General features: G+C 72.6%; 21 protein-coding genes. 16 read left to right on the top strand and 5 right to left on the bottom strand.

Features of this window, described 5'->3' with window-relative positions:
• Positions 1-176 precede the first annotated feature (176 nt).
• A complete protein-coding gene (locus AB0K05_RS08095) occupies positions 177-1,379 on the bottom strand; it encodes an ROK family transcriptional regulator (RefSeq protein WP_219544588.1) in 1,203 nt (400 codons plus the stop codon).
• A 136-nt stretch (positions 1,380-1,515) separates the two neighbouring features.
• Between AB0K05_RS08095 and zwf the strand changes: the two genes are divergently transcribed.
• From zwf to eda, 4 genes are all read left to right on the top strand, one after another.
• Positions 1,516-2,991, top strand: coding sequence for a glucose-6-phosphate dehydrogenase (gene zwf / locus AB0K05_RS08090; RefSeq protein WP_364227697.1), 1,476 nt, complete (start codon positions 1,516-1,518; stop codon positions 2,989-2,991).
• A 14-nt stretch (positions 2,992-3,005) separates the two neighbouring features.
• Complete coding sequence (gene edd, locus AB0K05_RS08085) at positions 3,006-4,943, top strand: phosphogluconate dehydratase (protein ID WP_364228046.1); 1,938 nt, start codon at positions 3,006-3,008, stop codon at positions 4,941-4,943.
• Between the two features lie 235 nt (positions 4,944-5,178).
• The gene (gene glk / locus AB0K05_RS08080) at positions 5,179-6,138 is read left to right on the top strand and encodes a glucokinase (RefSeq protein WP_364227694.1); all 960 of its coding nucleotides are present in this window, start codon (positions 5,179-5,181) and stop codon (positions 6,136-6,138) included.
• 127 nt (positions 6,139-6,265) lie between these two features.
• Positions 6,266-6,877, top strand: a complete 612-nt coding sequence (gene eda, locus AB0K05_RS08075) for a bifunctional 4-hydroxy-2-oxoglutarate aldolase/2-dehydro-3-deoxy-phosphogluconate aldolase (RefSeq protein WP_364227691.1) — start codon at positions 6,266-6,268, stop codon at positions 6,875-6,877.
• Here the strand turns inward: eda and AB0K05_RS08070 are convergent, their stop codons facing one another.
• Entirely contained in the window at positions 6,878-7,459 is a 582-nt protein-coding gene (locus AB0K05_RS08070; RefSeq protein WP_219544585.1) for a hypothetical protein, read from the bottom strand.
• 134 nt (positions 7,460-7,593) lie between these two features.
• Between AB0K05_RS08070 and AB0K05_RS08065 the strand changes: the two genes are divergently transcribed.
• The 4 genes from AB0K05_RS08065 (at position 7,594) to AB0K05_RS08050 (ending at position 10,505) form a co-directional block, all read left to right on the top strand.
• Positions 7,594-8,652, top strand: a complete 1,059-nt coding sequence (locus AB0K05_RS08065; protein WP_364227688.1) for a helix-turn-helix domain-containing protein — start codon at positions 7,594-7,596, stop codon at positions 8,650-8,652.
• A gap of 94 nt (positions 8,653-8,746) precedes the next feature.
• Positions 8,747-9,742 carry an alpha/beta hydrolase gene (locus AB0K05_RS08060; protein WP_219544583.1) on the top strand — a complete coding sequence of 332 codons (996 nt, stop codon included), beginning with the start codon at positions 8,747-8,749 and terminating at the stop codon, positions 9,740-9,742.
• A 125-nt stretch (positions 9,743-9,867) separates the two neighbouring features.
• Positions 9,868-10,086, top strand: a complete 219-nt coding sequence (locus AB0K05_RS08055; protein ID WP_364227684.1) for a hypothetical protein — start codon at positions 9,868-9,870, stop codon at positions 10,084-10,086.
• 197 nt (positions 10,087-10,283) lie between these two features.
• On the top strand, positions 10,284-10,505 hold the full coding sequence (locus AB0K05_RS08050; protein WP_364227681.1) for a hypothetical protein: 222 nt from the start codon (positions 10,284-10,286) through the stop codon (positions 10,503-10,505).
• 84 nt (positions 10,506-10,589) lie between these two features.
• On the opposite strand, the gene AB0K05_RS08045 is transcribed toward AB0K05_RS08050, so the two are convergent.
• A complete protein-coding gene (locus AB0K05_RS08045; RefSeq protein ID WP_364227678.1) occupies positions 10,590-11,159 on the bottom strand; it encodes a hypothetical protein in 570 nt (189 codons plus the stop codon).
• A 215-nt stretch (positions 11,160-11,374) separates the two neighbouring features.
• Between AB0K05_RS08045 and AB0K05_RS08040 the strand changes: the two genes are divergently transcribed.
• The 8 genes from AB0K05_RS08040 to AB0K05_RS08005 all read left to right on the top strand — a co-directional run bounded on the left by AB0K05_RS08040 (position 11,375) and on the right by AB0K05_RS08005 (position 21,429).
• Positions 11,375-12,763 carry a hypothetical protein gene (locus AB0K05_RS08040; RefSeq protein ID WP_364227675.1) on the top strand — a complete coding sequence of 463 codons (1,389 nt, stop codon included), beginning with the start codon at positions 11,375-11,377 and terminating at the stop codon, positions 12,761-12,763.
• 186 nt (positions 12,764-12,949) lie between these two features.
• Entirely contained in the window at positions 12,950-14,299 is a 1,350-nt protein-coding gene (locus AB0K05_RS08035) for an extracellular solute-binding protein (RefSeq protein WP_364227672.1), read from the top strand.
• Positions 14,299-15,264 carry a sugar ABC transporter permease gene (locus AB0K05_RS08030; RefSeq protein WP_271277654.1) on the top strand — a complete coding sequence of 322 codons (966 nt, stop codon included), beginning with the start codon at positions 14,299-14,301 and terminating at the stop codon, positions 15,262-15,264. The genes AB0K05_RS08035 and AB0K05_RS08030 overlap by 1 nt, the downstream gene beginning before the upstream one ends.
• Positions 15,261-16,082, top strand: coding sequence for a carbohydrate ABC transporter permease (locus AB0K05_RS08025; RefSeq protein WP_271277653.1), 822 nt, complete (start codon positions 15,261-15,263; stop codon positions 16,080-16,082). The genes AB0K05_RS08030 and AB0K05_RS08025 overlap by 4 nt, the downstream gene beginning before the upstream one ends.
• Complete coding sequence (locus AB0K05_RS08020) at positions 16,079-17,341, top strand: 6-phospho-beta-glucosidase (RefSeq protein ID WP_271277652.1); 1,263 nt, start codon at positions 16,079-16,081, stop codon at positions 17,339-17,341. Before AB0K05_RS08025 ends, AB0K05_RS08020 begins: the two co-directional genes overlap by 4 nt.
• Entirely contained in the window at positions 17,338-18,306 is a 969-nt protein-coding gene (locus AB0K05_RS08015; RefSeq protein ID WP_345482617.1) for a BadF/BadG/BcrA/BcrD ATPase family protein, read from the top strand. Before AB0K05_RS08020 ends, AB0K05_RS08015 begins: the two co-directional genes overlap by 4 nt.
• Complete coding sequence (locus tag AB0K05_RS08010; RefSeq protein WP_271280162.1) at positions 18,303-20,129, top strand: glycoside hydrolase family 9 protein; 1,827 nt, start codon at positions 18,303-18,305, stop codon at positions 20,127-20,129. Before AB0K05_RS08015 ends, AB0K05_RS08010 begins: the two co-directional genes overlap by 4 nt.
• Positions 20,130-20,151: 22 nt before the next feature.
• A complete protein-coding gene (locus tag AB0K05_RS08005; protein WP_364227665.1) occupies positions 20,152-21,429 on the top strand; it encodes an ROK family transcriptional regulator in 1,278 nt (425 codons plus the stop codon).
• 60 nt (positions 21,430-21,489) lie between these two features.
• Here AB0K05_RS08005 and AB0K05_RS08000 read toward each other — a convergent pair whose 3' ends face one another.
• Positions 21,490-22,446 (bottom strand): cyclase family protein, encoded by a 957-nt coding sequence (locus AB0K05_RS08000; protein ID WP_364227662.1) that lies wholly within the window; start codon positions 22,444-22,446, stop codon positions 21,490-21,492.
• A gap of 121 nt (positions 22,447-22,567) precedes the next feature.
• Entirely contained in the window at positions 22,568-23,731 is a 1,164-nt protein-coding gene (locus tag AB0K05_RS07995) for a VLRF1 family aeRF1-type release factor (RefSeq protein WP_364227659.1), read from the bottom strand.
• Positions 23,732-23,762: the final 31 nt, after the last annotated feature.

Below are 23,762 nucleotides of genomic sequence, written 5' to 3'. Positions count from 1 at the left end.
GCCTGAGGGACTTCCTGAGGGGTCTCTCCCGACGGGAGAAAGATCCAGCCTGCGGCGCCCGGCCCGAGGGGGTTCCCACGGAGGTTCCCTCCCCGGCACGTGCGACGCACAGCCCGAGAGTCCCCGAAGAGATTTCTCTCCCTGACGCGTGCGACGCCCAGGTGGATCGGGGGTCGTCAGAGGGGTTTCGTGGGGTGCAGGGGGCGGCGGGTGGCGAGGGATTCGTCGACGGCCTCGGGTGAGAGGACGTGGTCGAGGACCATGACGGCGCAGCCGCTGATGCCGGCGGCCGGGCCCAGCCGGCTCGGCTCGATGCGCAGCCGTCTGGTGGCCAGCGCGGTGGAGCGGCGGTAGACGACCTCGCGGATGCTGGACACCAGCGGCCCGAACGCCTCCGCCATGTCGCCGCCGAGCACCACGACCGACGGGTTGAGTATGTTGACCGCCCCGGCCACGACCTCGCCGATCCGGCGCCCGGCCTCGCGCACGGTCGCCATCGTCTCGGCGTCACCGGCCCGCACGAGGCGGGTCACGTCGGCGATGTTCTTGACGTCCTTGCCGGCGGCGCGCAGGTCACGCAGGAGCGCGGTGCCGCTGGCGACGGAGTCGACGCAGTCGACGTTGCCGCACCGGCACAGCACGCCGCCGCCGTCGCGTACCGGGATGTGGCCGATCTCGCCGGCCGCGCCGAGCGCGCCGCGCAGGATGCCGCCCCCGGCGATGATGCCGGCGCCGATCCGGGTGGACACCTTGATGAACATCAGGTCGTCCAGGTCGGGGTAGGCGCCCCGGTGCTCGCCGATGGCCAGCACGTTCACGTCGTTGTCGACCAGCACGGGCACCGGGAAGCGGGCCCGGACCAGCGGCGGGATCACCACGCCCGTCCAGGACGCCATCACCCTGGCGCTCTCGGTGCGGCCCTCGGCGAACTCGACGGTGGCGGGCATGCCCATCCCGACGCCTTTGACCATGGAGCGGGGCCGGTCGCCGAGCAGTTCGTCCCAGGTGTCCATGACGAGGGGCAGCACCACGTCGGGGCCCTGCTCGACGTCGATCGCGAAGTCCTGCCCGGCCAGCTCGCGGGCGCTCAGGTCGCAGATGGACACGCGGGTGCGGCTCGCGCCCAGCGCCGCGACCAGGACGACGCCGCCGGACGCGTTGAACTCCAGCCGCACCGGCGGGCGCCCGCCGGTCGAGGGAGCGTCCGCGCGCTCGACGACCAGGCCGCGTTCCAGCAGCTCGTCGACGCGGAGCTGCACCGCGGGGCGGGACAGGCCGGTGACCCGGCCGATGTCGGTCCGCGTCACGGCCGTACCGGTGCGGATCAGCTGCAGTACGTCACCGCTGGTGGCGAGGGTGGCTGCGGTACGTCGAGACATCGGCTAAGTGAACCACACCTAGTTGTGTCATGAAAAGTCGCTACTTTTTCATCTCAAATAGCAAAACTATGCTTGTGTAGGACCGTAACCCTAGCTAGTGTCCGTTCTGTCCCCGCATTGGTAGATCATCGGAGTCGTGTTCGTGTCCCCGCTCTCGCCCTCCCCGGCCGCCCACACCGCCGACCTGGTGGTCTTCGGCGGTACGGGTGACCTGTCCATGCGCAAGCTGCTCCCCGCGCTGTACCACAGCGACAGGGACGGCCGGCTCTCGCCGGAGACGCGCGTCATCGCCCTGTCCAGGGGCGGGCTGACGGACGCGGACTTCCGCGGCAAGGTGGACGCCCAGGTACGCGACCAGGTGCCGGTCGACGACCACGCCATGTGGCAGCGCTTCCTGGGCCGCCTTCACCATCTGACGGTGGACGTGGGCGGGCAGGACCGCACCGGCTGGGACGCGCTGCGCGCGACGCTGGCCGAGGACCGCGACCGCGTGTTCTACCTGGCGAGCCCGCCCAGGACGTTCGGCCCGTTCTGCCGGGAGGTGGACCGGGCGGGACTGGTGACCCCGCGCTCCCGGGTGGTGCTGGAGAAGCCGCTCGGCCACGACCTGCCGAGCGCCCAGCGGATCAACGACGAGGTCGGCGCCATCTTCGACGAGCACCAGATCTTCCGCATCGACCACTACCTGGGCAAGGAGACGGTGCAGAACCTGCTCGTGCTCCGCTTCGCCAACGCGTTCCTGGAGCCGATCTGGAACTCGCTCTGGATCGACCACGTACAGATCACCGCCGCCGAGACCGTCGGCACGCCCGGCAGGCGCGGCTACTACGACCACGCCGGCGCGCTCCGCGACATGGTGCAGAACCACCTGCTGCAGCTGCTGACGCTGACCGCGATGGAGCCGCCCGCGCGCAACGACCGCGAGGCGATCCGCGACGAGAAGGTGAAGGTGCTGCAGGCGCTGCGCCCGATCACCGGCGGCGAGGTCGGCCGCTTCACCGTGCGCGGCCAGTACACCGCCGCCGACGGCATGGCCGGCTACCTGGAGGAGCCCGGCTCGACGCCGCCGACCGAGTCGTCGGAGCGGGTGGAGACGTTCACCGCGATCCGCGCCGAGATCCGCAACTGGCGCTGGGCCGGGGTGCCGTTCTACCTGCGCACCGGCAAGCGGCTGCCGAACCGGCGCTCGGAGATCGTGGTGCAGTTCAAGGACGTGCCGCACTCCATCTTCCCCGGCGGCTCGCCGAACCGCCTGGTGCTGCGGCTGCAGCCGGAGGAGGGCATCGAGCTGCACATCATGGCCAAGGAGCCGGGCGCGGGCGAGGTGTCGCTCAAGCCGGTGCCGCTCAGCCTGAACTTCGGCGAGACGTTCCCGGCCCGCGTTCCCGAGGCGTACGAGCGGCTGCTGAGCGACGTGCTGGCCGGCAACCCGACGCTCTTCATGCGCCGTGACGAGGTGGAGGCCGCGTGGCGGTGGATCGACCCGATCCTGGACGCCTGGCGCTCCTCCCCCGAACTGCCCGAACCGTATCCCGCCGGGACGACCGGCCCCGCAGGCGCGCACGAGCTCCTCGGCCGCAGTGGCCGCGCCTGGCACGAGGAGGAGGCGTGACTTCTGTGACTTCCATGCACCCCGTCATCCAGCAGATCACCGACCGCATCGCCGGCCGCAGCGCGACCAGCCGGGCCGCGTACCTGGCCAGGATCCGCCGCGACGGCGAGAACGCCCGCGCGAAGGGCCCGGCCCGCGCGCACCTGGGCTGCGCGAACCTCGCGCACGGCTTCGCCGCCGCGCCCGACTCCGACAAGCCCGCCCTGCGCGGCACGGCCAAGCCGGGCGTGGCGATCGTCACCAGCTACAACGACATGCTCTCCGCCCATCAGCCGTACGAGACGTACCCGCCGGAGCTGAAGGCGGCGGTGCGCGCGGCCGGGGGCGTGGCCCAGGTGGCGGGCGGCGTGCCCGCGATGTGCGACGGCATCACGCAGGGCAGGGCCGGCATGGAGCTGTCCCTCTACAGCCGCGACGTGATCGCGATGTCGACGGCCATCGCGCTGTCGCACGACATGTTCGACGCGAGCCTGCTGCTGGGCGTCTGCGACAAGATCGTGCCGGGCCTGCTGATCGGCGCGCTGCACTTCGGCCACCTGCCCACGATCTTCGTGCCGGCCGGGCCGATGACGTCGGGCCTGCCGAACAAGGTCAAGGCCCGCACTCGCCAGCTCTTCGCCGAGGGCAAGCTCGGCAGGGGCGAGCTGCTGGACGCCGAGGCGAAGTCCTACCACTCCCCCGGCACGTGCACCTTCTACGGCACCGCCAACTCCAACCAGGCGCTGATGGAGGTCATGGGCCTGCACCTGCCGGGCTCGACGTTCGTCAACCCGCACACCGAGCTGCGGCACGCGCTGACGGCGGCGGCGGGCCGCCGCGCGGTCGAGATCACCGCTCACGGCGCCGAGTACACGCCGATCGGCGAGCTGGTCGACGAGAAGGCGATCGTGAACGCGTGCGTGGCACTGCTGGCCACGGGCGGCTCCACCAACCACACGCTGCACCTGGTGGCCATGGCGGCCGCCGCCGGGATCGTGCTGACCTGGGATGACCTGTCGTGCCTGTCCAAGGTGGTGCCGTCGCTCACCAGGATCTACCCGAACGGCCAGGCGGACGTGAACCACTTCCGCGAGGCGGGCGGCATGCAGGTGCTGATCGGCGAGCTGCTGGACGCGGGCCTGCTGCACGCCGACGTGATGACCGTCGCCGGGCCCGGCCTGGACCGCTACCGGTCGGCGCCGGAGCTGCGTGACGGCGAGCTGGCGTGGGAGCCGGTCATCGGCAGCTCCGACCTGGACGTGCTGCGCCCGGTGTCGGACCCGTTCGCGGCCGACGGCGGCATCCACGTGCTCTCCGGCAACCTGGGCACGGCCGTGAGCAAGGTGTCGGCGGTCAAGCCGGAGCACCTGGTGATCGAGGCGCCGGCGAAGGTCTTCGACGACCAGCTCGACCTGCTGCGCGCCTTCGAGGCGGGCGAGCTGGACGGGCAGGACTTCGTCGCGGTCATCCGCTACCAGGGGCCGAGCGCCAACGGCATGCCGGAGCTGCACAAGCTCACGCCGCCGCTGGCGGTGCTGCTGGACCGGGGGCAGCGGGTGGCGATCGTCACCGACGGCCGCATGTCGGGCGCCTCCGGCAAGGTGCCCGCCGCCATCCACCTGTCGCCCGAGGCGGCGGACGGCGGGCCGATCGCGCTGGTCCGCGACGGCGACGTGGTCCGCCTCGACTCGGCCGGGGGCACCCTGGACCTGCTCGTGCCGGCCGAGGAGCTGGCCCGCCGTACTCCCGCGGGCCGCGCGCTCAGCGACGCCGAGTGGGTCGGCACCGGCCGCGAGCTGTTCGCCACCTTCCGCCGCATGGCGGGGCACGCTGAGCAGGGGGCCGGCATCTTCGGCGTCAGCGGCGCCGAGTCGCCGCACCACGGCCCCGGGCTGGCGTTCCCGGCCGAGTCGGGCGCCTCCCACCTGGAGACGGGCATCCCGCTGCCCGCTCCCTCGGGAGCCTCCCGGTGACTCCTTCCTGGTCTCCCTCCGAGGGCACGCCCGCCCTTCGGCCCTCGGAGGGCATCTCCAGCGGCGGGAAACTCCCGGCCGCGCCCGGCCACCACCCCTCGGAATGCATCCACGGCGGCGGCGACCGCCTGGCCGGGCCCGTCCTCCGGGCGTTCAGCGGCGGGAGCCTCATGCTCTCGCGGGGCATGCGCTTCTCCCGGCCCTGCGGCTGTTCGGCACGCGCCGGACGGTCGCGATGAGGGCGCCGGAGCTGCCGTGGCTGGTCGCCGACATCGGGGGGACGAACGCCCGGTTCGGTCTCGTCACGGCGCCAGGAGCCGCGCCGTCACACGTGGCGGTGCTGTCCGGGGCCGTCTACCCGACGCTGCCCGACGCCGTGGCCGCCTATCTCTCCGAGCATGCGGGAGGGGTGCGGCCGGGGGCGGCGTGCCTGGCCGTGGCCGGGCCGATCGACGGGGACCGCTACCGGCTGACGAACTCACCGTGGGCCGGGTCCACGCGAGACCTGGACGTCCCGTACGTGAAACTGCTCAACGACTTCGAGGCGCTGGCCGTGTCGCTGCCGCACCTGCGCGCGGACGAGCTGGTGCCGCTGGGCGGCCCCGAGCCCTCGTACGGGGTGAAGGCGGTGCTCGGCCCCGGGACCGGGCTCGGCGTGGGCGGGCTGGTGCCGACCGATCACGGCTGGGTGCCGATCCCCGGCGAGGGCGGTCACGTCACGGTGCCCGCGGCCGACGACAGGGAGCTGGAGATCGTCCGGGCGCTCCGTGCGGAGGGCCTGGACCAGGTGGTGGCCGAGCACGTGCTGTCGGGGCCCGGCCTGGCCCGCCTGCACCGGGCGCTGGCCCGGGTCAACGGCGTCGCGGCGCCGTCCCTGGCCGCTTCGGAGATCGTGGCGCGGCTCGGCGACCCGCTGTGCGCGGAGACGGTGGAGGTGTTCTGCGGGATGCTGGGGAGCTTCGCCGGGAACGTCGCGCTGACTCTCGGCGCGCGGGGCGGTGTCTACCTGGGCGGAGGCGTCCTTCCCCGTATCGTGGAACGCGTGTGCGCCAGCAACTTCCGTGCCAGGTTCGCCACTAATCCCGACATGTCCGCATACCTGGCGGAGATCGGCACCTCGCTCATCGTCGCGCCGCAGCCCGCCCTGACGGGCGCCGCCGCCTGGCTCACCCAGCACGCGCCGGCGACCCGATGACCGCCCACGCCACCCACCGGCCCACGCGGTGGCGGGCCTGGCGGCCGGCGTGGCCCGTCCCGATCGACCACCGTGCGCCGGGCGCCTCGCCGCGTCCCGGGCGTTTTCCGTACCTGAGGAGTTCCCGATGAGCCTGCTCGACCTCGCCCCCGTGATCCCCGTCGTGGTGATCGACGACGTGGAGACCGCCGTGCCGATGGCGCGGGCGCTGGTGGCCGGCGGCCTGCCCGTGATCGAGGTGACGCTCCGTACGGCCCCCGCGCTGGAGACCATCGCCCGGATCTCCGCCGAGGTCCCCGAGGCCAAGGTGGGCGCGGGCACGATCCGCCACTCGCGGGACATCGCGGCCGCCCTGGAGGCCGGCGCGGGCTTCCTCGTGTCCCCCGGCACGACGCTGTCGCTCGTGGAGGCGATGGAGTCCAGCGGCCTGCCCTACCTGCCGGGCGCCGCCACCGCCTCGGAGGCGATGGCGCTGGCGGAGCGGGGCATCAAGGAGCTGAAGTTCTTCCCGGCCGAGGCGGCGGGCGGCGTCGCGTACCTGAAGTCCCTGCAGGGCCCGCTGCCGGACGTCCGCTTCTGCCCGACGGGCGGCATCCGCCCGGCGACCGCCCCCGACTACCTCGCCCTGCCGAACGTCGGCTGCGTCGGCGGCACCTGGCTCACCCCGGCCGACGCCCTGTCCGCCGGCGACTGGTCCCGCGTCGAGAAGCTCGCCTCGGAGGCCGCCGCCCTGAGGTGATCACCACCCGTCCCAGCCGCGGGAGCCGTACCAGTCGCCCACGATGCGCACGTAGATGTCGTCGGCGGTTTCCTGCGGGACGGCTCCTGGATGCCAGGCGAAGCCGGTGTTGCTGTAGATGGCCCATTCCGTCGTCGTGAAGCCGGCGCTGCCAGGGACCGGCACGCCGTCCAGGCTTCCGTGCTCGGCTCCTCCACCGCACACCCGGTACAGCCCCGCCCACTCGCAGGACTCGTAGTGGATCGGCCCTCGTTCCATGATCCTCTCCGCGTAGGCGCCCAGGGCCGGCGCCGACAGCGAGAACCGCAGCGCGAAAGGGGCGTTGTAGGCCAGCGCGACCACGGTCGCCCAGGTGATCAACCAGGGCGCCAGGCAGCGTCCAGCCCGGCCGGTGACCCCGCCTCTGTCAGCCGCCAGGGCGAACCGCAGCGCCCAGTAGACCATCAGAGGAAGACCGACGAGGACGACCGCCAAGAGCATCTCGACCCCGTACCAGAAGGGCACGCTCGCCCAGTACATGATCACTAGGGCCAAGGTGGACCACACGATCACGAAGGGCCATCCGGGCGGCTTGGCGATCATCGCCGCACACTAGCGCAATCTCGGGACGATCCGGCTCGTTCCCGGCAAGCTGTGGCCCGGTCTGTGTGGGACCGGGTGAGAGCGGGTCGTCACGGATCGCTACCGCTGTGGTCCGGCTCACCTAGGCTGAGGGGATGAGAGAGCTGGTGGGCCGGGTGTCGGCGCTCGACACCGAGGCCGGGGCCGCGGTGCGGGTCATCGCCTACTTCGACCGTCTCGTCCAGGCCCATGCCGGTCTGGAGGCGATCGTGCGCGGCGCCGCCATGCTGGCCGGTTGCCCCGCCTGCCTCTCCGACCCCGACCGCCACCTGCGGATCCGCGTACGGGCCGACGGCGAGCGCGAGGACCACCGGACCGCGCCCGACCCGGGCTGGCCCGCCCACCACGTGGGCAGCGGAGCGGCGGCGCTCCGGCTGGAGCGTCCCGGACGAGCGGGGCCCGTCGACGCCATCGTGCTCGAACGGGCCGCCGCCGCGGCGCGCGACGTGCTCGACCGCACCTGGGGCCGCGCGCCCGCCCGGCCGGGTGAGGATCCCGCCCTGGTCGAGCTGCTCCTCGACGCGGCCGCGCCGCCGCAGGCCCGCCTGATCGCCGCCCGGCGGCTCAACCTGGCAGGCGACGTACGGGTCCGCGCGGTCGCGGAGGAGGGCGGGCGGGCCCGGATCGAGCGTGACCCGGTGATCATCACTGACCGGCCCGGCGAGAAGCGCCAGGGGGTCGGCCCCGCCGTGCCCGTGCCGGAGCTTCCCGAGTCGTGGCGGCTGGCCCGCGTCGCGCTGCGCCTGGCGGCCGAGGGATCCGCCCAGGATCCCGGCCCGCGCGTGGTGTTCGCGGACGAGCTGGGCGGGCTGATGGTGCTCGCCGCCGCGGCCCGCCCGGACGGCGAGGCGGTCCCCGACGTCCTCGCCCTGGAGCGGGCCGGGTCGGCGGCGCCCTGGACTCTCGTCACCCTCCACGCCGTCGCCTACGCCCAGAGCCTGCGCGCGGCCGCCACGGAGCTGACCATCCACCACTCCACCCTGCAGGAACGGATGACCCACGCCGAGCACCTGCTGGGCTGGGACGTACGCACTCCGCAGGGCCGCCTGCGCCTGCAGCTCGCGTTCGCACTCCGGCGGCTGGCCCGCCACCCCGAGCCGGGCAGGCCCGCCGATCGGCGGGGTCCCCGGGTAAACCCGCCGAGTGGCGGGTAAGGCCCGCCATCTGGCGGTCGATCCACCGGCCCGGCCGTGGCCACCATGGTCCCAGCGGCAAGTCGGCCGCGACGTCCGACCGAAAGGTTCTCCGATGAGCATCGACGAGTCCCCCGCCCGGCCGGCCGCGCCGGTGCCGTTCGACCCCGAACTCGGCGCGGCCCTGACCCTGATCCAGCAGCACATGCCCCCGCTCACGTCGCTGGACGAGATCCCCGCGCTGCGCGCGAACTCGGCCCTGATGCCGGTGCCCACCGCCGAGCAGCTCAGTCGCGACGGGGCGTTCGACGTGGAGGAGCGCGAGGTGCCCGGCCCGGCCGGAGCGCCCGACGTCACCCTGCTCATCTGCCGCCCCACCGGCGCCACCACTCCGCTGGCGGCCATCTACAACATCCACGGCGGCGGCATGATCGGCGGGAACCGGCTCGTCGGCCTGGACTCGCTGCTGGACGTGGCGCAGGAGCTGCGTCTGGTGCTCGTGTCGGTCGAGTACCGGCTCGCGCCCGAGCACCCGCACCCGGCCCCGGTGGAAGACTGCTACGCGGGTCTGGTGTGGACCGCCGAGCACGCCGCCGAGCTGGGCATCGACCCGGCCCGCATCCTCGTGGCCGGAGGCAGCGCGGGCGGCGGGCTCGCGGCGGCCGTGGCCCTGCTGGCCCGCGACCGCGAGGGCCCGGCCCTGGTGGGGCAGATGCTGATGTGCCCGATGCTGGACGACCGCAACGACACCCCCTCGTCCCTGCAGATGGCCGGTCTCGGCATCTGGGACCACGCGGCCAACGAGATCGGCTGGACCGCCCTGCTCGGCGACCGGCGCGGCGGCCCCGACGTCTCCCCCTACGCCGCCCCGGCCCGGGCCACCGACCTGTCGGGGCTGCCCCCGGCCTTCATCGACGTCGGCTCGGCCGAGACCTTCCGCGACGAGGACGTCGCCTACGCCACCCGCATCTGGCAGGCCGGCGGCCAGGCCGAGCTGCACGTCTGGCCGGGCGGGTTCCACGGCTTCGAAGGCATCGTCCCGCACGCCGCGATCTCCCAGGACGCCGGTGTGCCCCGGATGCGCTGGCTCCGCCGTATCCTCGCCCCCTGAGCCGCCCGCGCGCCCAGCTGAACGGTCAGGAACGGAGAAGCGGCGGCCACCGCGCCGCGCCTAGCGTGATCGTCATGGATGTCCCCGCTCACCGGAGCGGGGTCGCTCGTCTCGCAAGGAGAGCCATGAACGGGAACACGTGGGTCCGGCGGGCGCACCGCTGGCTGTCCATGACCTTCACGGTGACCGTCGTCGTCACCGTCGTCGCCATCGCCGTCGCGGGGCAGGAGGGGCCGGCCGAGTGGATCTACTACCTGCCGCTCCTCCCCCTTGCCCTGCTCCTGCCCACCGGCCTGTACCTGTTCGTCCTGCCGTATGCCGCCAAGCGGCGCAGCAGGCGGTGACGCGCCCGAGCTTGTCGTCACGTTGGGTAAAGTGTTCATTACCTCAGGTGTCCGGCGACGGTTGCCGAGCGACCGCACCGGACTGCCGCCTCGTGGTCTCTCGGCGACCAGCCAGGCACCGACTAACCTTGACGACAGCCGGGACCTGACTGCGGTCATCAGCCAGGTCCCTGCCCCCCACGGTAAGGGAGATCGACTTGAGCACCAAGAGCACGGAGGAGCGTGTGAGCGCCTTGGAGTCTTGGGCTTTCCAAACCGGCCGGGACCTCTCCGAGGTCAAAGCGGTTCAGGGGGAACACACGAATCGGCTCGCGGCCATGGACGAACGACTGACCGGCATGGACGAGCGGCTGGTCCGTCTCGAATACGGCGTGGGCCTGCTGCTCGATCACCACGGCATCCAACGTCCTCAGCCATAGCCCTCAGAAGGGAGAGTGCTTCCGGTAGTGATGCCGGAGGCGTTCTCCGCGTACGGCCAGTGCGGGCTGCGACCTGCCGTCAGGTCAGCACAGTCTCCTGAGGTCGGCGAAGTCCGCGTTGATGTCCGCGATCACCTGGTTGGGATCGCCACCCGTCATACCGGTCAGGCGGAAGTTCAGCTCCTGGAACTCGTTCGCCAGCCGGCGGATGGTCGCTCCCACCGCTCCTTGCGCGTCGAGGCCCGCGCCCATCAGGTCCTGGTATGCCTGGCGGGCCGCGGCTGCCTGGCCTGCGCGGGTGGTCCCGGCGTCCCGGCGGTATGTGGCCAGCGCCGTCTCCGTTTCGTCGCAGCCGGCGGGCCGGACCGCTGACAGCGTTGCGGGGGGCTCCTCGGCCACCGGGGTGGAGCTCGGCACCGGCAATTCGGGAGTGCTGGATTCGGGAGTGCTGGATTCGGGGGTGCCGGATTCGGGGGTGCCGGATTCGGGGGTGCTGGGCTCGGGCGGAGGGCTCGAGGTCTGCGGTGCGGGCGAGGTGGGCGCGGGATCCGGTGAGGACTGGGCGGCCGAGGGGGTGGGTTCCGGACCGGGCTGCGGGGGCTGCGGCATCAGGTACGCGACCAGGGCGACCACGGCGGCAGCCGCGGTCGCCATAGCGCTCACGGCCGTCCAGTCCGGGCCACCTTTCGGCCGCGCTGATCGCTTCTCCGCCATGACCTCATCCTCGCCGAGCCGCCGGGCCGGGTCCAGAAACGCCTCCTGCCGATCTTGATACGCCCGCGTGGAGATCCCCCGGCGTTCCAGGAAGCGGCCGGCGACTACCCGCACGGTTAAGATCGCCTTTCCGGCGATCTCCAGGGCAGGCCACCGTGTACCTGATCTACCGCTCATGGGACCAGGGCGTTCTCGGCAAGCGCGTGTGGCGGATGCCCCAGCCGACGGTGCTGGAGTGGGTCCATGACGTATGGGAGGACGCCACCGCCGGGGACCCGTACGAGTGGTTCGAGCGCGAACTGGGCACGAACGTCTGGTATCTAGCGGCCCTCTTCGAAGGCGGCGCACCGCCGCGGAGCATGGAGGAACTGCGCACCCTGGCCCGGACCCGGGTGTCGGAACTCCAGCAGTGCAACGTCGACGCCCGGAGCGTGCGCGTGCTCGCCGACTCCCTCTGGTATGAGGTGGCGTACTACCTCGTCGACGACTCCGCCGTGGCGGCCAGCCCCGGCCTCTGGTCCTACGCCGTGCACGACGGGCCGCTGCCCGCGACCGTGAACACCCCCGCCGGCGGGTTCACACCACCGTGGAAGACCGTCGACCTGGCCGGATCGTCCGGGACGGGCACCGTCTACGCGGTCCTGCTCACCTGCAGGGCGAGGCACTTCAGCATCGGACGGGACGACACCTACGCCTTCCGGGGCGTCCGGCTCCCGGAGTTCGCCGCCGCGCTGCGCTCGCTCGGCACCACCGGCGAATGGCCGCTGGAACTGATGGTGTTACGGTCGCTGATCGCGCCGGACGAGGACGGCATCGCGGCGGCGCTGGAGCGCTGCAACCGATGGCCCGGCTATGCCGAGCCGCCGGACGACTACCTCGCCGACCTCAGCTCCCACGCGGCGGCGCTGGAGCTGATCCGGACCGCCCGCGTCCGCGAAGGCACGGTCATCCACGTGGACGAGCATGTGGTCCAGATGCTCATCGCGGAATGGGGCGAGACACGTGAGCAGTGGTTCTTCTTCGACGACCGGTGGGCCGGCGGCCATCCCGATCTCGCCGCGTCGCTGATGTGGTTCGCCTACCACTGGGATCCTCTCTGCTCGCGCCACCACTTCAGAGACAAGCCGTGCTCTGACAACCGCGTGCTCTACATCGCCGTGATGGACGAGGACGGCCGGGTACGGGTGCGCGAGGCGGGGCCGATGGACGACGAGCGGTTCTGGAAGTTCTACCATTGGCACCACAGCAGGCGACCGCTCGGCGAGGTGACCGCCGGCGACGTGCTCGGCGCGGTGGAGGTCCAGTTCCAGCAGCCGGCGCCCGACTCGTGCGGGTTCACCGAGTTCCAGATCACCCGCACGAGCCACGGCCCGGCCGTCGCCGCGATGCTCGCGGACCGCATCCGGCATGACCTCAAGGAAGCGGGCATCACCCGGTCCGACGGCTGGTTGCAGACCCGCTATCCGCACGGGAGTCGCTTCTTCCGCGCCGTCGGCCGGCTGCGCCGGTCCGCTGATGGGTCCGACTTCCTCGTCATCGGCTGACCGGCCTCTCGATAGTCAACATTCTTACCCTTGACGCTCCGTACCGCTCGCCTTGGGTGGCGTCACGCGTTGGTTTCGGGCCTTGACCGCTTCGGGCTGCCCGCTTACCGTCACCGTTGAGTTAGGAAGCTTTACTATCTCTTGGTGGACGACGTAACCCCCCACACCAGCTCATAGGAGACCCTCGTGCGCTTCGTCCCTCTCGTGGCGGCCGGGCTGCTGGCCCTGTCGCTCACCGCATGCACCGCGGGCAAGGAGGCACCGCCGTCGCTCGGCGCCCAGCCCGCCGCGAGCGGCACCGGTCCCGCCGCCGCCGCGCTGCCCCCCGCCACGCTGGAGCTGTGGCACGGCTTCTCCACCGACGTCGAGACGAAGGCCTTCGAGGAGGCGGTCGCGGGCTTCACGGCGAAGTTCCCGCAGATCAAGGTCACCACGAAGAAGGGCATCCAGGACGCCCAGATCACCCAGGCGATCCGCGGCGGCAAGGCGCCCGACGTGGCGGCCTCGTTCACCACCGACAACGTCGCCCAGTGGTGCAGGAGCGGCGCGTTCCAGGACCTCACCGCGGTCATCGAGCAGGACGGCATCGATCTGGGCTTGCTCCCGGCCGCGGCCCGCGCCTACACCGAGTTCGAGGGCAGGCGGTGCACGATGCCGCTGCTCGCGGACGCGTACGGGCTCTACTACAACAAGGCGCTGATGAAGGGCGAGCAGCCGCCGAAGACCCTGTCGGAGCTGACCGAGCTGACCAAGAAGCTCACGGTCCGCGACGCTGACGGGAACATCGAGGTCGCCGGGTTCATCCCGAGCTTCCAGTACTACGAGAACTCCCCCAGCCACCTCGGCCCGATGGTCGGCGCGAAGTGGTACGAGGACGACGGCACCTCGGCCATCGGCTCCGACCCGGCGTGGAAACAGCTGCTGCGGTGGCAGAAGGAGCTGGTCGACTGGTACGGCTACGACAAGCTGGAGAAGTTCCGCAAGGGCCTGGGCGACGAGTGGGGCGCCGAGCACCCGTTCTTCGAGGGCAAGGTCGCCATGATCCTCGACGGCGAGTGGCGCAACGCCATGATCGCCAACGACCCCGAAGCCAAGGACCTGGACTACGGCACCGCCCCGCTGCCCGTCGCCGACGACAAGCCCGAGCTGTACGGCAGCGGCTTCACCGCCGGCACGGTGATCGGCGTGCCGAGGGGCGCCGCGCACCCGCAGCACGCCTGGGAGCTGGTCAAGCACCTCACCACGGACACCGAGTCGCTGGTGACGCTGTCGAACGCGCTGCGTAACGTACCGACCACCAAGGCCGCCATGGAGCACCCGGACCTGGCCAAGGACGCGAACTTCGCGACGTTCCTCGACATCTTCAACCACCCGAAGACGACGTCGATGCCGGCCAGCGTCAACAGCGTCTTCAACCAGGACGCCTTCTCCACCTTCCTCATCCAGTGGGAGAAGGGCGCGGTCAAGGACCTCGACGCCGGGCTGGCCGGGGTGGACAAGCGGATCGACGACAAGCTGAAGCTGTCCGGGGGCTGATGATGGCCTCCACCCACGTCGCGCGGCGCGGGCACGCCCTCGCCCGGCCGTCGCGCCGGCGGCCCGGCGAGGGCCTGCGCGCCCTGCTGTGGCTGTCGCCGTGGATCGCCGGCGTGGCGGTCTTCTTCGTCTACCCGCTCCTGTCCACGGTCTACTTCTCCTTCCACCGGTACGACCTGTTCACGCTGGAGTTCATCGGCCTGGACAACTACCGCTACGCCTTCTCCGACCCGCGCGTGCTGCAGTCGGCGCTGAACACCCTCTGGCTCGTGGTGTTCATGGTCCCGGCCCAGGTGGTGTTCGCGCTGGGCGTGGCGCAGCTGCTGGCCAAGCTGAAGAGCGGCGGCGGGATCCTGCGGACGATCTTCTACCTGCCGTCGCTGGTGCCGATGGTGGCGGGCACGGTCGCCTTCGTCTACCTGCTCAACCCGGCGACGGGCCCGGTCAACCAGCTGCTGGCCTGGTTCGGGATCGCCGGCCCCGACTGGTTCGGCAGCGCCGCCTGGGCCAAGCCCAGCCTCACCCTGCTCGCCCTGTGGGGCGCCGGCAACACCATCATGATCTTCCTGGCGGCGCTGCTGGACGTGCCCAGGCATCTGTACGAGGCCGCCGCGATCGACGGAGCGGGCGCCTGGCGGCAGTTCCGCAGCATCACGCTGCCGACGATCTCCCCCGTGCTGATGTTCTCCGCCGTCACCGGCGTGATCTACGCCGTGCAGTACTTCACCCAGGCGGTGATCGCCTCCCGGGTGGCGTCCGGCGCGACCGACTCGGCCGGCACCACGTTCACCCCCGGCTATCCGGACGGCTCGCTGCTCACCCTGCCCCAGCACCTGTTCCACACCGGGTTCCGCGACTGGTCGATGGGGCTGGCGTGCGTGCACGCGCTGCTGCTGTTCGCGGTCGCGATGCTGTTCACGCTGATCCTGCTGCGTCAGTTCGGCAAGGCGGAGGTGACGTCGTGAGGCGCCGCCTGATGTGGGTCGCCCAGCACTCGCTGGCCATCGCGCTGGCGCTGATGTTCCTCGGGCCGGTCGCGTTCGTGACCCTGACCGCGCTCATGACGGACGAGCAGGCTCTCACCAGCCGGCTCTGGCCCGAACAGTGGAACTGGGCCAACTTCGCCGACGTCTTCGCCCGCTCGGAGCTGCTCACCTGGACGCTCAACACGTTCCTGTACGCGTCGCTGGCGACGGTGTTCATGCTGGTGTCGTCCATCCCGGCGGCCTACGCCCTGTCCCGCTTCCGCTTCCGCGGCCGCAAGGCGGCGTTCCTCGTGGTGATCAGCGCGATGATGCTGCCGCCGCAGGTCGTGGCGGTGCCGATCTACCTGGTGTGGGCGCGGCTGGACCTGACGGACTCGCTGTGGCCGCTGATCCTGCCGATGCTCTTCGGCGACGCGTTCTCGATCTTCCTGCTGCGCCAGTTCCTCATCACGATCCCGCGCGACTACACCGACGCGGCCAAGGTGGACGGCTGCTCGGACGTGCGGATCCTGTTCCGCGTCATCCTGCCGATGGCCCGCCCCGCGATCGCGGCGGTGGCGCTGTTCTCGTTCTTCTACTGCTGGAACGACTACTACGGGCCGCTGCTGTACGCCGGGGTCGACCAGGAGGGGTGGACCCTGTCCCTCGGGCTGGCCACCTTCAAGGCCTTCCACAGCGTGCAGTGGAACCTCACCATGGCCGCCACCCTGCTGGTGACCGCCCCGGTGATCATCGTTTTCCTCTTCGCCCAGCGGGTCTTCATCGAGGGCGTGACATTGACGGGGGTGAAGGGTTGAAGCTCGCCGTGGTCGGGGGCGGCTCGACGTACACGCCGGAGCTGGTCGACGGGTTCGCCCGGCTGAGGGAGGATCTGCCGCTGACCGAGCTCGCCCTGGTCGATCCGGCCGCGGAGCGGCTGGAACCGGTGGCGGGCATGGCCCGCCGGATGCTGCGGGCGGCCGGGCACCCGGCCGCCGTGACCGCGACCGGCGACGTGCGGGCGGGGGTCGAGGGGGCGGCGGTCGTGCTGCTGCAGCTCCGGGTGGGCGGGCAGGCGGCGCGCGAGGTGGACGAGACGCTGCCGCCACGCTGCGGCTGCGTCGGCCAGGAGACGACGGGCGCGGGCGGGCTGGCCAAGGCGCTGCGGACGGTGCCGGTGGTGCTGGACATCGCCGAGACGGTCGCCCGGCACGCCCCCGGTGCGTGGATCGTCGACTTCACCAACCCGGTCGGCATCGTCACCAGGGCGCTGCTGGACGCCGGGCACCGCGCGATCGGGCTGTGCAACGTGGCGATCGGCTTCCAGCGCCGCTTCGCGGCCACGCTGGGCGCCGACCCGTCGCGGGTGTCGCTCGGGCACGCCGGGCTCAACCACCTCACCTGGGTGCGGTCGGTCCTCCTGGACGGCGAGGACGTGCTCCCCGGCCTGATCCGGGAGCACGGCCGGGAGATCGCGGCCGACGTCGGGCTGCCGGTCGAGCTGATCACCAGGCTGGGCGCGGTGCCGTCGTACTACCTGCGTTACTTCTACGCTCACGACCTGGTGGTGGCCGAGCAGCGGACCGAGCCGTCGCGCGCGGCGCGGGTGGCGGAGATCGAGCGGGAGCTGCTGGCCCTGTACGCCGACCCGGCGGTGACGGCCAAGCCGGAGCTGCTGGGGCAGCGGGGCGGCGCGTTCTACTCCGAGGCCGCGGTGGCGCTCATCGCCTCGCTGCTCGGCGACCGCGGCGACGTCCAGGTCGTCAACGCGCGCAACGGCGGCGTGCTGCCGTTCCTGCCGGACGAGGCGGTCGTCGAGGTGCCCGCCAGGATCACCGCCTCGGGCGCGGAGCCGCTGCCGGTCGCCCCTCTTGAGCCGCTGTACGCCGGGCTCGTCGCGCACGTCTCGGCGTACGAGACGCTCGCCCTCGAAGCCGCCCTGCGCGGCGGGCGCGAACGGGTCGCCGACGCGCTGCTCGCCCACCCGCTCGTCGGCCAGGAGCATCTGGCGCGCGAGCTGACCGGGCTGCTGCTGGAGGCCAACCGCGCGCATCTGCCCTGGGCGGGGACCCGTTGAGGACGATCCTGGCGGTCGACGGCGGCAACAGCAAGACCGACCTCGCGCTGGTGGCCGAGGACGGCACCGTGCTCGCCACCGGCCGGGCCGGGCCGTTCGTGCCGCAGAGCGCCGGAGTGAGCGCCGCCGCCGACGTGGTGGAGCGCGCCGCCCTGGCGCTGCGCGACGGCATGGCCGCGCCGTACGCCGACGTCCTTGCGGCCTTCCTGGCCGGCGCCGACTTCCCGCGCGAGGAGGAGGCGCTGCGCGCGGAGTTCCTGGCGCGCGGGTGCGCGGGCGAGGTGTCGGTGGCCAACGACACCTTCGCGGTGCTGCGCGCGGGCGCGTCCCGGCCGTGGGGCGTCGTCGTGGTGTGCGGGGCCGGCATGAACGCCGCCGGCGTCTCCCCCACCGGCGAGGTGGCCCGCTTCCCCGCGCTCGGCAGGCGCAGCGGCGACTGGGGCGGCGGCGAGGACCTGGCCGAGCACGTGCTCTGGCATGCCGCCCGCGCGGAGGACGGGCGCGGCCCGGACACGGCGCTGGCCGAGCTGGTCCGCACGCGGTTCGGCACGGCGAGCGTCACGGAGGTGGTGCTCGCCCTGCACTTCGGCGAGCTGGACCCGGCCCGGCTCCACGAACTGGTGCCGGGCCTGTTCGCCGTCGCGGCAGGCGGCGATGCCGTGGCCAGGGGCCTGGTCGCGCGGCAGGCCGACGAGGTCGCGGTGATGGCCAGGGTGTGCCTGGACCGGCTCGGCCTGCTGGACACGCCCGCCGAGGTCGTGCTCGGCGGCAGCGTGCTGACCGCGCGCGACCCGTACCTGCACGGACTGATCGAGACCTCGCTCGGCGCGAGCGCGCCGCACGCGCGCGTCCTCGTCACCGCCCTTCCCCCGGTCGCGGGCGCCGCCCTGGCCGGGCTGGACCTGCTCGGCGCGGCCGAGGCCGCGCACACCCGAGTTCGCGAACACTTCAGGAGGAGCACGTGAGGAAGCTGATCCCCGCCGCGCTCGCGCTGGCGCTGCTGGCCACCGTGAACGGTCCCGCCGCGGCCACCGACCAGCCCGCCCGCCAGGCCGACGCGACCGGGCTGATCCGGGTGGATCAGGTCGGTTACCTGCCGGGCGAGAGCAAGCACGCGTACCTGATGACGAGCGGCCCCGCCGGGCGCTTCACCGTGGTCGACGGGCGCGGGCGGACGGTGCTCACCGGGCGGGCCGGCCCTGACCGGGGCGCCTGGAACAGCCGCTACCCGCACGTCCACGACCTCGACCTGACCCGGCTGCGCACGCCCGGCCGCTACCGGATCAAGGCGGGAGGGGCGACGTCGGCCGAGTTCGAGATCGCGCCGTCGCGGAACCCGGCGGCCAAGGTGCTGGGTTTCCTCGGCCTGCAGCGCGACGGCGCCGACGCGGTGCGCCGGCCGAGCCATCTCAACGACCGGGCCGCCTCCGTCTACGCGTGGCCCGAGTTCACCGGCCCGGACACCGACCAGATCAAGGGCGGTCTGACGCGGATCGGCGGCCCGGTCGACGTCGAGGGCGGCTGGTTCGACGCGGGCGACTACCTCAAGTTCACCCACATCCTGGCGTACGTGGACACGCTGTTGTGGGCGGCCCAGCGGGACGGCGCGAGCAGCCCGGCCTTGAGGAAGGAAGCAGCTCATGGCCTGAAATATCTGGACAAGATGTGGGATGAGGAGTCGAAGACGCTCTACATCCAGGTCGGCATCGGCGCCGGCGACGCCGAGGGCACGTTCGTCGGCGACCACGACATCTGGCGGCTGCCCGAGGCCGACGACGGCGACGACGCCGAAGGTCACCAGTTCATCCGCGACCGCCCGGTCTTCCGCGCCGCCGATCCCGGCGAGCCGATCAGCCCGAACCTGGCCGGGCGCACTGCCGCCGCCTTCGCGCTGGCCGCCCAGCTCGAACCGTCCAGGGCGCGCGCCGCCCGCCTGCTCGACCAGGCCGCGTCCGTCTACGCGATGGCCCGGACCACCGGCGTGGACCGGCTGGTGACCTCCCTGCCGCACGCCTTCTACCCGGAGAGCGTGTGGCGCGACGACATGCAGCTCGGCGCCGCCGAGCTGGCCCTGGCCGCGCAGCGCCTGCGCGACCCGCGCGCCGGACGGTGGCTGGCGGACTCGGCCCGCTGGGCGCGCGGTTACCTCGACGAGGAGCAGGGCGACACGCTCAACCTTTACGACGTGAGCGCTCTGGCCCACGCCGACCTGATCAGGGCCATCCGCGCTTCCCGGGCCGAGGGACTCGCCGTCACCGAGGCCGACCTGGTCGCCGGGCTGCGGGCCCAGCTCGACCTCGGCGCCCGCCGCGCCGCCGCCGACCCGTTCCGGGCGGGGGCTCTCTATGACACGTTCGACTCCGTACCGCATGCTTTCGGCCTGGCCGCCACCGCGCACCTGTACCGGTCGGTGACCGGCGACCGCTCCTACGACGCCTTCGGCACGGCGCAGCGCAACTGGGCGCTCGGCGCGAACCCGTGGGGCGTGTCCTTCGTCGCCGGAGTGGGCGAGAACGCGATCGCCTGCCCGCACCACCAGATCGCCAACATCACCGGCAGGCCCGCCACCGGCGCGGTCGTCAACGGGCCCAACGACGCCGGGCTGTTCGAGGACGGCCTCGGCGGGCACTTCGAGGAGATGCCGCCCTGCCCGGCGGACGGCACCGACCGCTACGAGCGGTTCACCGGCCACGGCAGCCGCTTCGTCGACGACGTGCGCTCCTGGCAGGCCTCCGAACCGGCCGACGATTTCGCGGCGATCGCCCTGTACGCTCTCACGTTGACGTGACGCTGCTCACCCCGGAGGTGACGTGAAGCCCCCTGTCCACGGGACGCCGCGGCTGATGCGCGCGATCAACGACCGCGCCGCGCTCCGCATCCTGCTGGAGAAGGGCCCGCTGACCCGCCCCGAGCTGAGCAGGCTCACCGGCCTGTCCAAGCCGACGGCGTTCCAGCTCCTGGCCCGCCTGCAGGAGGCGGGCCTGGTCGTCAACGACGGCGTCCGCACGGGCCAGGCCGGGCGCACGGCCGAGGTCTACCGGGTCAACGGCGCCGCCGCGTACGTGGCCGCGCTGGACGTCACCCCGGGGAGGATCGGCGTCCGGGTGGCCGACATCACCGGCGCCGTCGTCGGCGAGGCCGACTACCCCGCGCCTTTCCCCGAACCTTCACCCGCGTCTTCACCGGCACCCTTTCCCGCGTCTTCCCCCGTACAGTTGTCTGAGGGGGGCGGTCTCGTCGAGCGGCTGCGGGCGGCGGTGGAGGCGGCACGGCCACCGGGCCCACTGCGCCGCGTCGTGATCGGCGTGCAGGGCGCCGTCGACCCCACGACCGGCAGGCTCGACCACGCCGCCGCCGAGGACATGCCCGGCTGGCAGATCCCCGATCTGGTGCCCACGCTCACCGCCGGGCTCGGCGTCACCGTCGACGTGGAGAACGACGTCAACCTCGCCGCCCTCGCCGAGCAGGCGCACGGGGCTGCGGCCGGCTGCCCGGACTTCGTGCTGCTCTGGGCCGGCGAAGGGCTGGGCGCCGCCCTCGTGATCGGCGGGCGGCTGCACCGCGGCTTCTTCGGCGGCGCCGGCGAGGTCGGCTACATGCCGATCCCCGGCGCGGCCACGGCCCGCGACGGCGGCCGGTTCGGCCACCACGGCTACCAGGCGCTGGCCGGTGGGCCTGCGCTGCAGGACCTGCTGCGCTCGTACGGGGTGCGCGGGGCCGACTTCCGCGAGTCGGTGGCGACCGCGGCGCGCCTGGCCCAGGGCACCGGGAGAGCCGCCCAGGAAGCGGCGGCGGGCCTGCGTACGGTGGCCTCCCGGGTCGCGCTCGGCCTGGCGACCATCGCCGCGGTCGTCGACCCGGGGCTCGTGGTGCTGGCCGGGGGCCTGATGTCCGCCGGGGGCGAGCCGCTGCGCGACCTCGTCGAGCGCGAGCTGCGGGTGCTCGACGTCGACCGGCCGCAGGTCCGGCTCTCCGCCGTCGACAGCAACCCGGTGCTGGTGGGCGGGCTGGACCTGGCACTGGCCCGGGTCAGGGACGAGGTCTTCGGCCACGCCCGCGACGGCGCCCCTGCCGAGGCGGGCCGCTGACCGCTGTCGCGTACGGCGGCCTGGGCCTGGTCCTCGGGCGTCCTCGTCGTAGAAACGCGGTCAGAATGTGGCGATCGGGTTGACCGGGCTGCCGGACGTGCCGGCGAAGCGGACGGGCGCGACCGTGAGGTGGAAGTCCCACTGGCCGAGCTCGGCAGCCGTCGTCGCGCACGCCTCAAGGTCGCAGTTGTCGAGCATCCACAGACCCATCGCGACGAGGCTCACGGCGTGGACCGGCATCAGCACGCCTTCGTAACCCGATGGCAGAACGTCCTGCGGGGTGTCGGCGCCGATCAGCGCGACCTCCCGTTCGTGCAGCCACGGCAGGCAGGACGCGTGCCACCCGGCCTGGGTGAAACCGCTGACCGGACCGGTCTCGTGCCGGACGCGGCCGTAGCCGGTCCGCAGGAGCACCGCATCGCCGGATCGCACCCGCACACCCTGACGACGCTCAGCCTCATCCAGATCGTCGGGGAACACCCCCTGCCCCGGTTCCAGCCACGGCACATCCCGCGCGCTCGCGACATCCAGCAGGACACCCCGCGTGACGATCCCGTTCGCCGCCGCCGTGACGGCCGCCCACGCCGAGCCCGTCGCGGCGTCGACCAGCGCGTGCGACCGCCCGTTGTACATCGCGCCGTCCCAGAAGATGTGGCACGGCGAGTCGACGTGGGTGATGGTGTTGCCGTGGAAGGTGACGCCGACCCGCTCGGACGAGAAGCCCCAGTGCCGGTCATGACGGAATCCGGGCGCCGGCATGTTCTCCGCACCCGGCATGTCGGCGGCGCACGGGCACGCCGTCGTCGACCGCTCCATGTCCTCCGGTACGGCGACCTCCCATGCGCACGACACGCTCCTGCCGTGGCGCACGGCCCGCGCCGCCGCCAGCCGGACGTCGTCGGTGATGTGGTTCAGCGTGCCGAGCTCGTCGTCGTCGCCCCACCGTCCCCAGTTCGACAGCGTGTCGAAGTATCCGAGCACGTCGTCCTGCGTGGGCACCGGTCGCCCTGCCGTCATCCCGGCATCGACTCCTCCGGTCGCGTGGTTGGAGACACCGCAGGCAGGGTATCCCGCTCGCTCCCTCAGGAACCAGCGAGTCAATCGTGACGGCGGACGATCCCGGGGCCCGCCGCATGCCTCACCATCGCAGCAGGGCGCCGATGCCTCCGGCGTCGCCGAGGACTCCGGCGCCGGCCCCCTCGATCGGGCTGACCCTGGCTCCGGTGGCGAGGGCCCGCTCCACCAGCCGCTCGTTCAGCCGGGGCTCGGGCGTGTGCCGCCGGACGCCGGTCTCGGTGTCGGCGTACAGGGTGCCGTCGGCGTCCACCGAGCCGACGTAACGTACCTCCGGGTCGTAGACCAGGTGGGCGACCCGACCCTCGTTCAGCGCCCCGGCCACCTGGGACAGGCCCAGCGCGCCCTTCTTGCTCAGCCCGGCGTCCAGGACCTGTTCGAGCAGCCGGCGCTCGCTCGCGGTGTGCTCGGCGTGGAGCCGTTCGGTCACCGCGGCCAGCAGCCCCGGGTCGTCGAGCCCGGCGAGCACGCGAGTATCCCGGATCACCCGGTCCCGCAAGGGCTCCGGGAGCCTGCCGGCGAGGATCTCGGCCCACTGATCGCCGCCGCTGACCAGGATCCGCTCCCACCGCCGTTCCTCGGTCAGGTTCGTGACGGTCTCCGCCACCCGGTCCAGGAACCGCTGCGCCCAGGCCCGCTCGCGGGCCTTGCGCTGCTCCCGCATCGGCGTGTTGTACTGGCCCGCCGGTCCACCGCCGATCTGGCCGGCCCGCTCGTGCGGCGCCTCCAGGTCCTCCTGTTCCAGCCGGCTCACCTCCCGCAGGCGGCCGAGCCGCCATTCCAGCAGCCGGGCGTCGTCGCTGGAGACGAGCACGACCCCGGCAGGCCGGCCCTCGTCCAGCAACTCCAGCAACGGGTGGACGAACGGGCCGTCGTCGAGCACGACCCGATTCGGCACCGGCATCTGGCTGTCCAGGCGTACCACCCAGTCGTCGCCGAGCGCGGCGAAGGCGATCCGGCCGCGGCCGGACTCGATGGGTGCGGCGAGCTCTTCCACCTCGGGGCCGAACCGGTCCAGCGCGGCGACCACCTCGCGACGGCGCTCCGCCGGTCCCTCCTCGGCCACCCGGCGCCGCAGCTCCCGGTACCGGTTCTTCAGGTCGATCGCCGCGGCGTTCCGGTCCCCTCCCGGATCGGCGTTCACGTACACCGACAGCACCCCGGCCGCGTCGGTGCGCCCCGACAGCTCCAGCAGGGCCTTGTCATCCAGTTCCTCGATGGCCGCCAAGACTCTCATCCTTTCCCCCGGTGGCTGTGAG

The organism is Nonomuraea sp. NPDC049486 (assembly GCF_040676925.1).
Lineage (GTDB): Bacteria > Actinomycetota > Actinomycetes > Streptosporangiales > Streptosporangiaceae > Nonomuraea > Nonomuraea ferruginea.
This window is presented reverse-complemented; position numbering and strand designations above follow the sequence as displayed.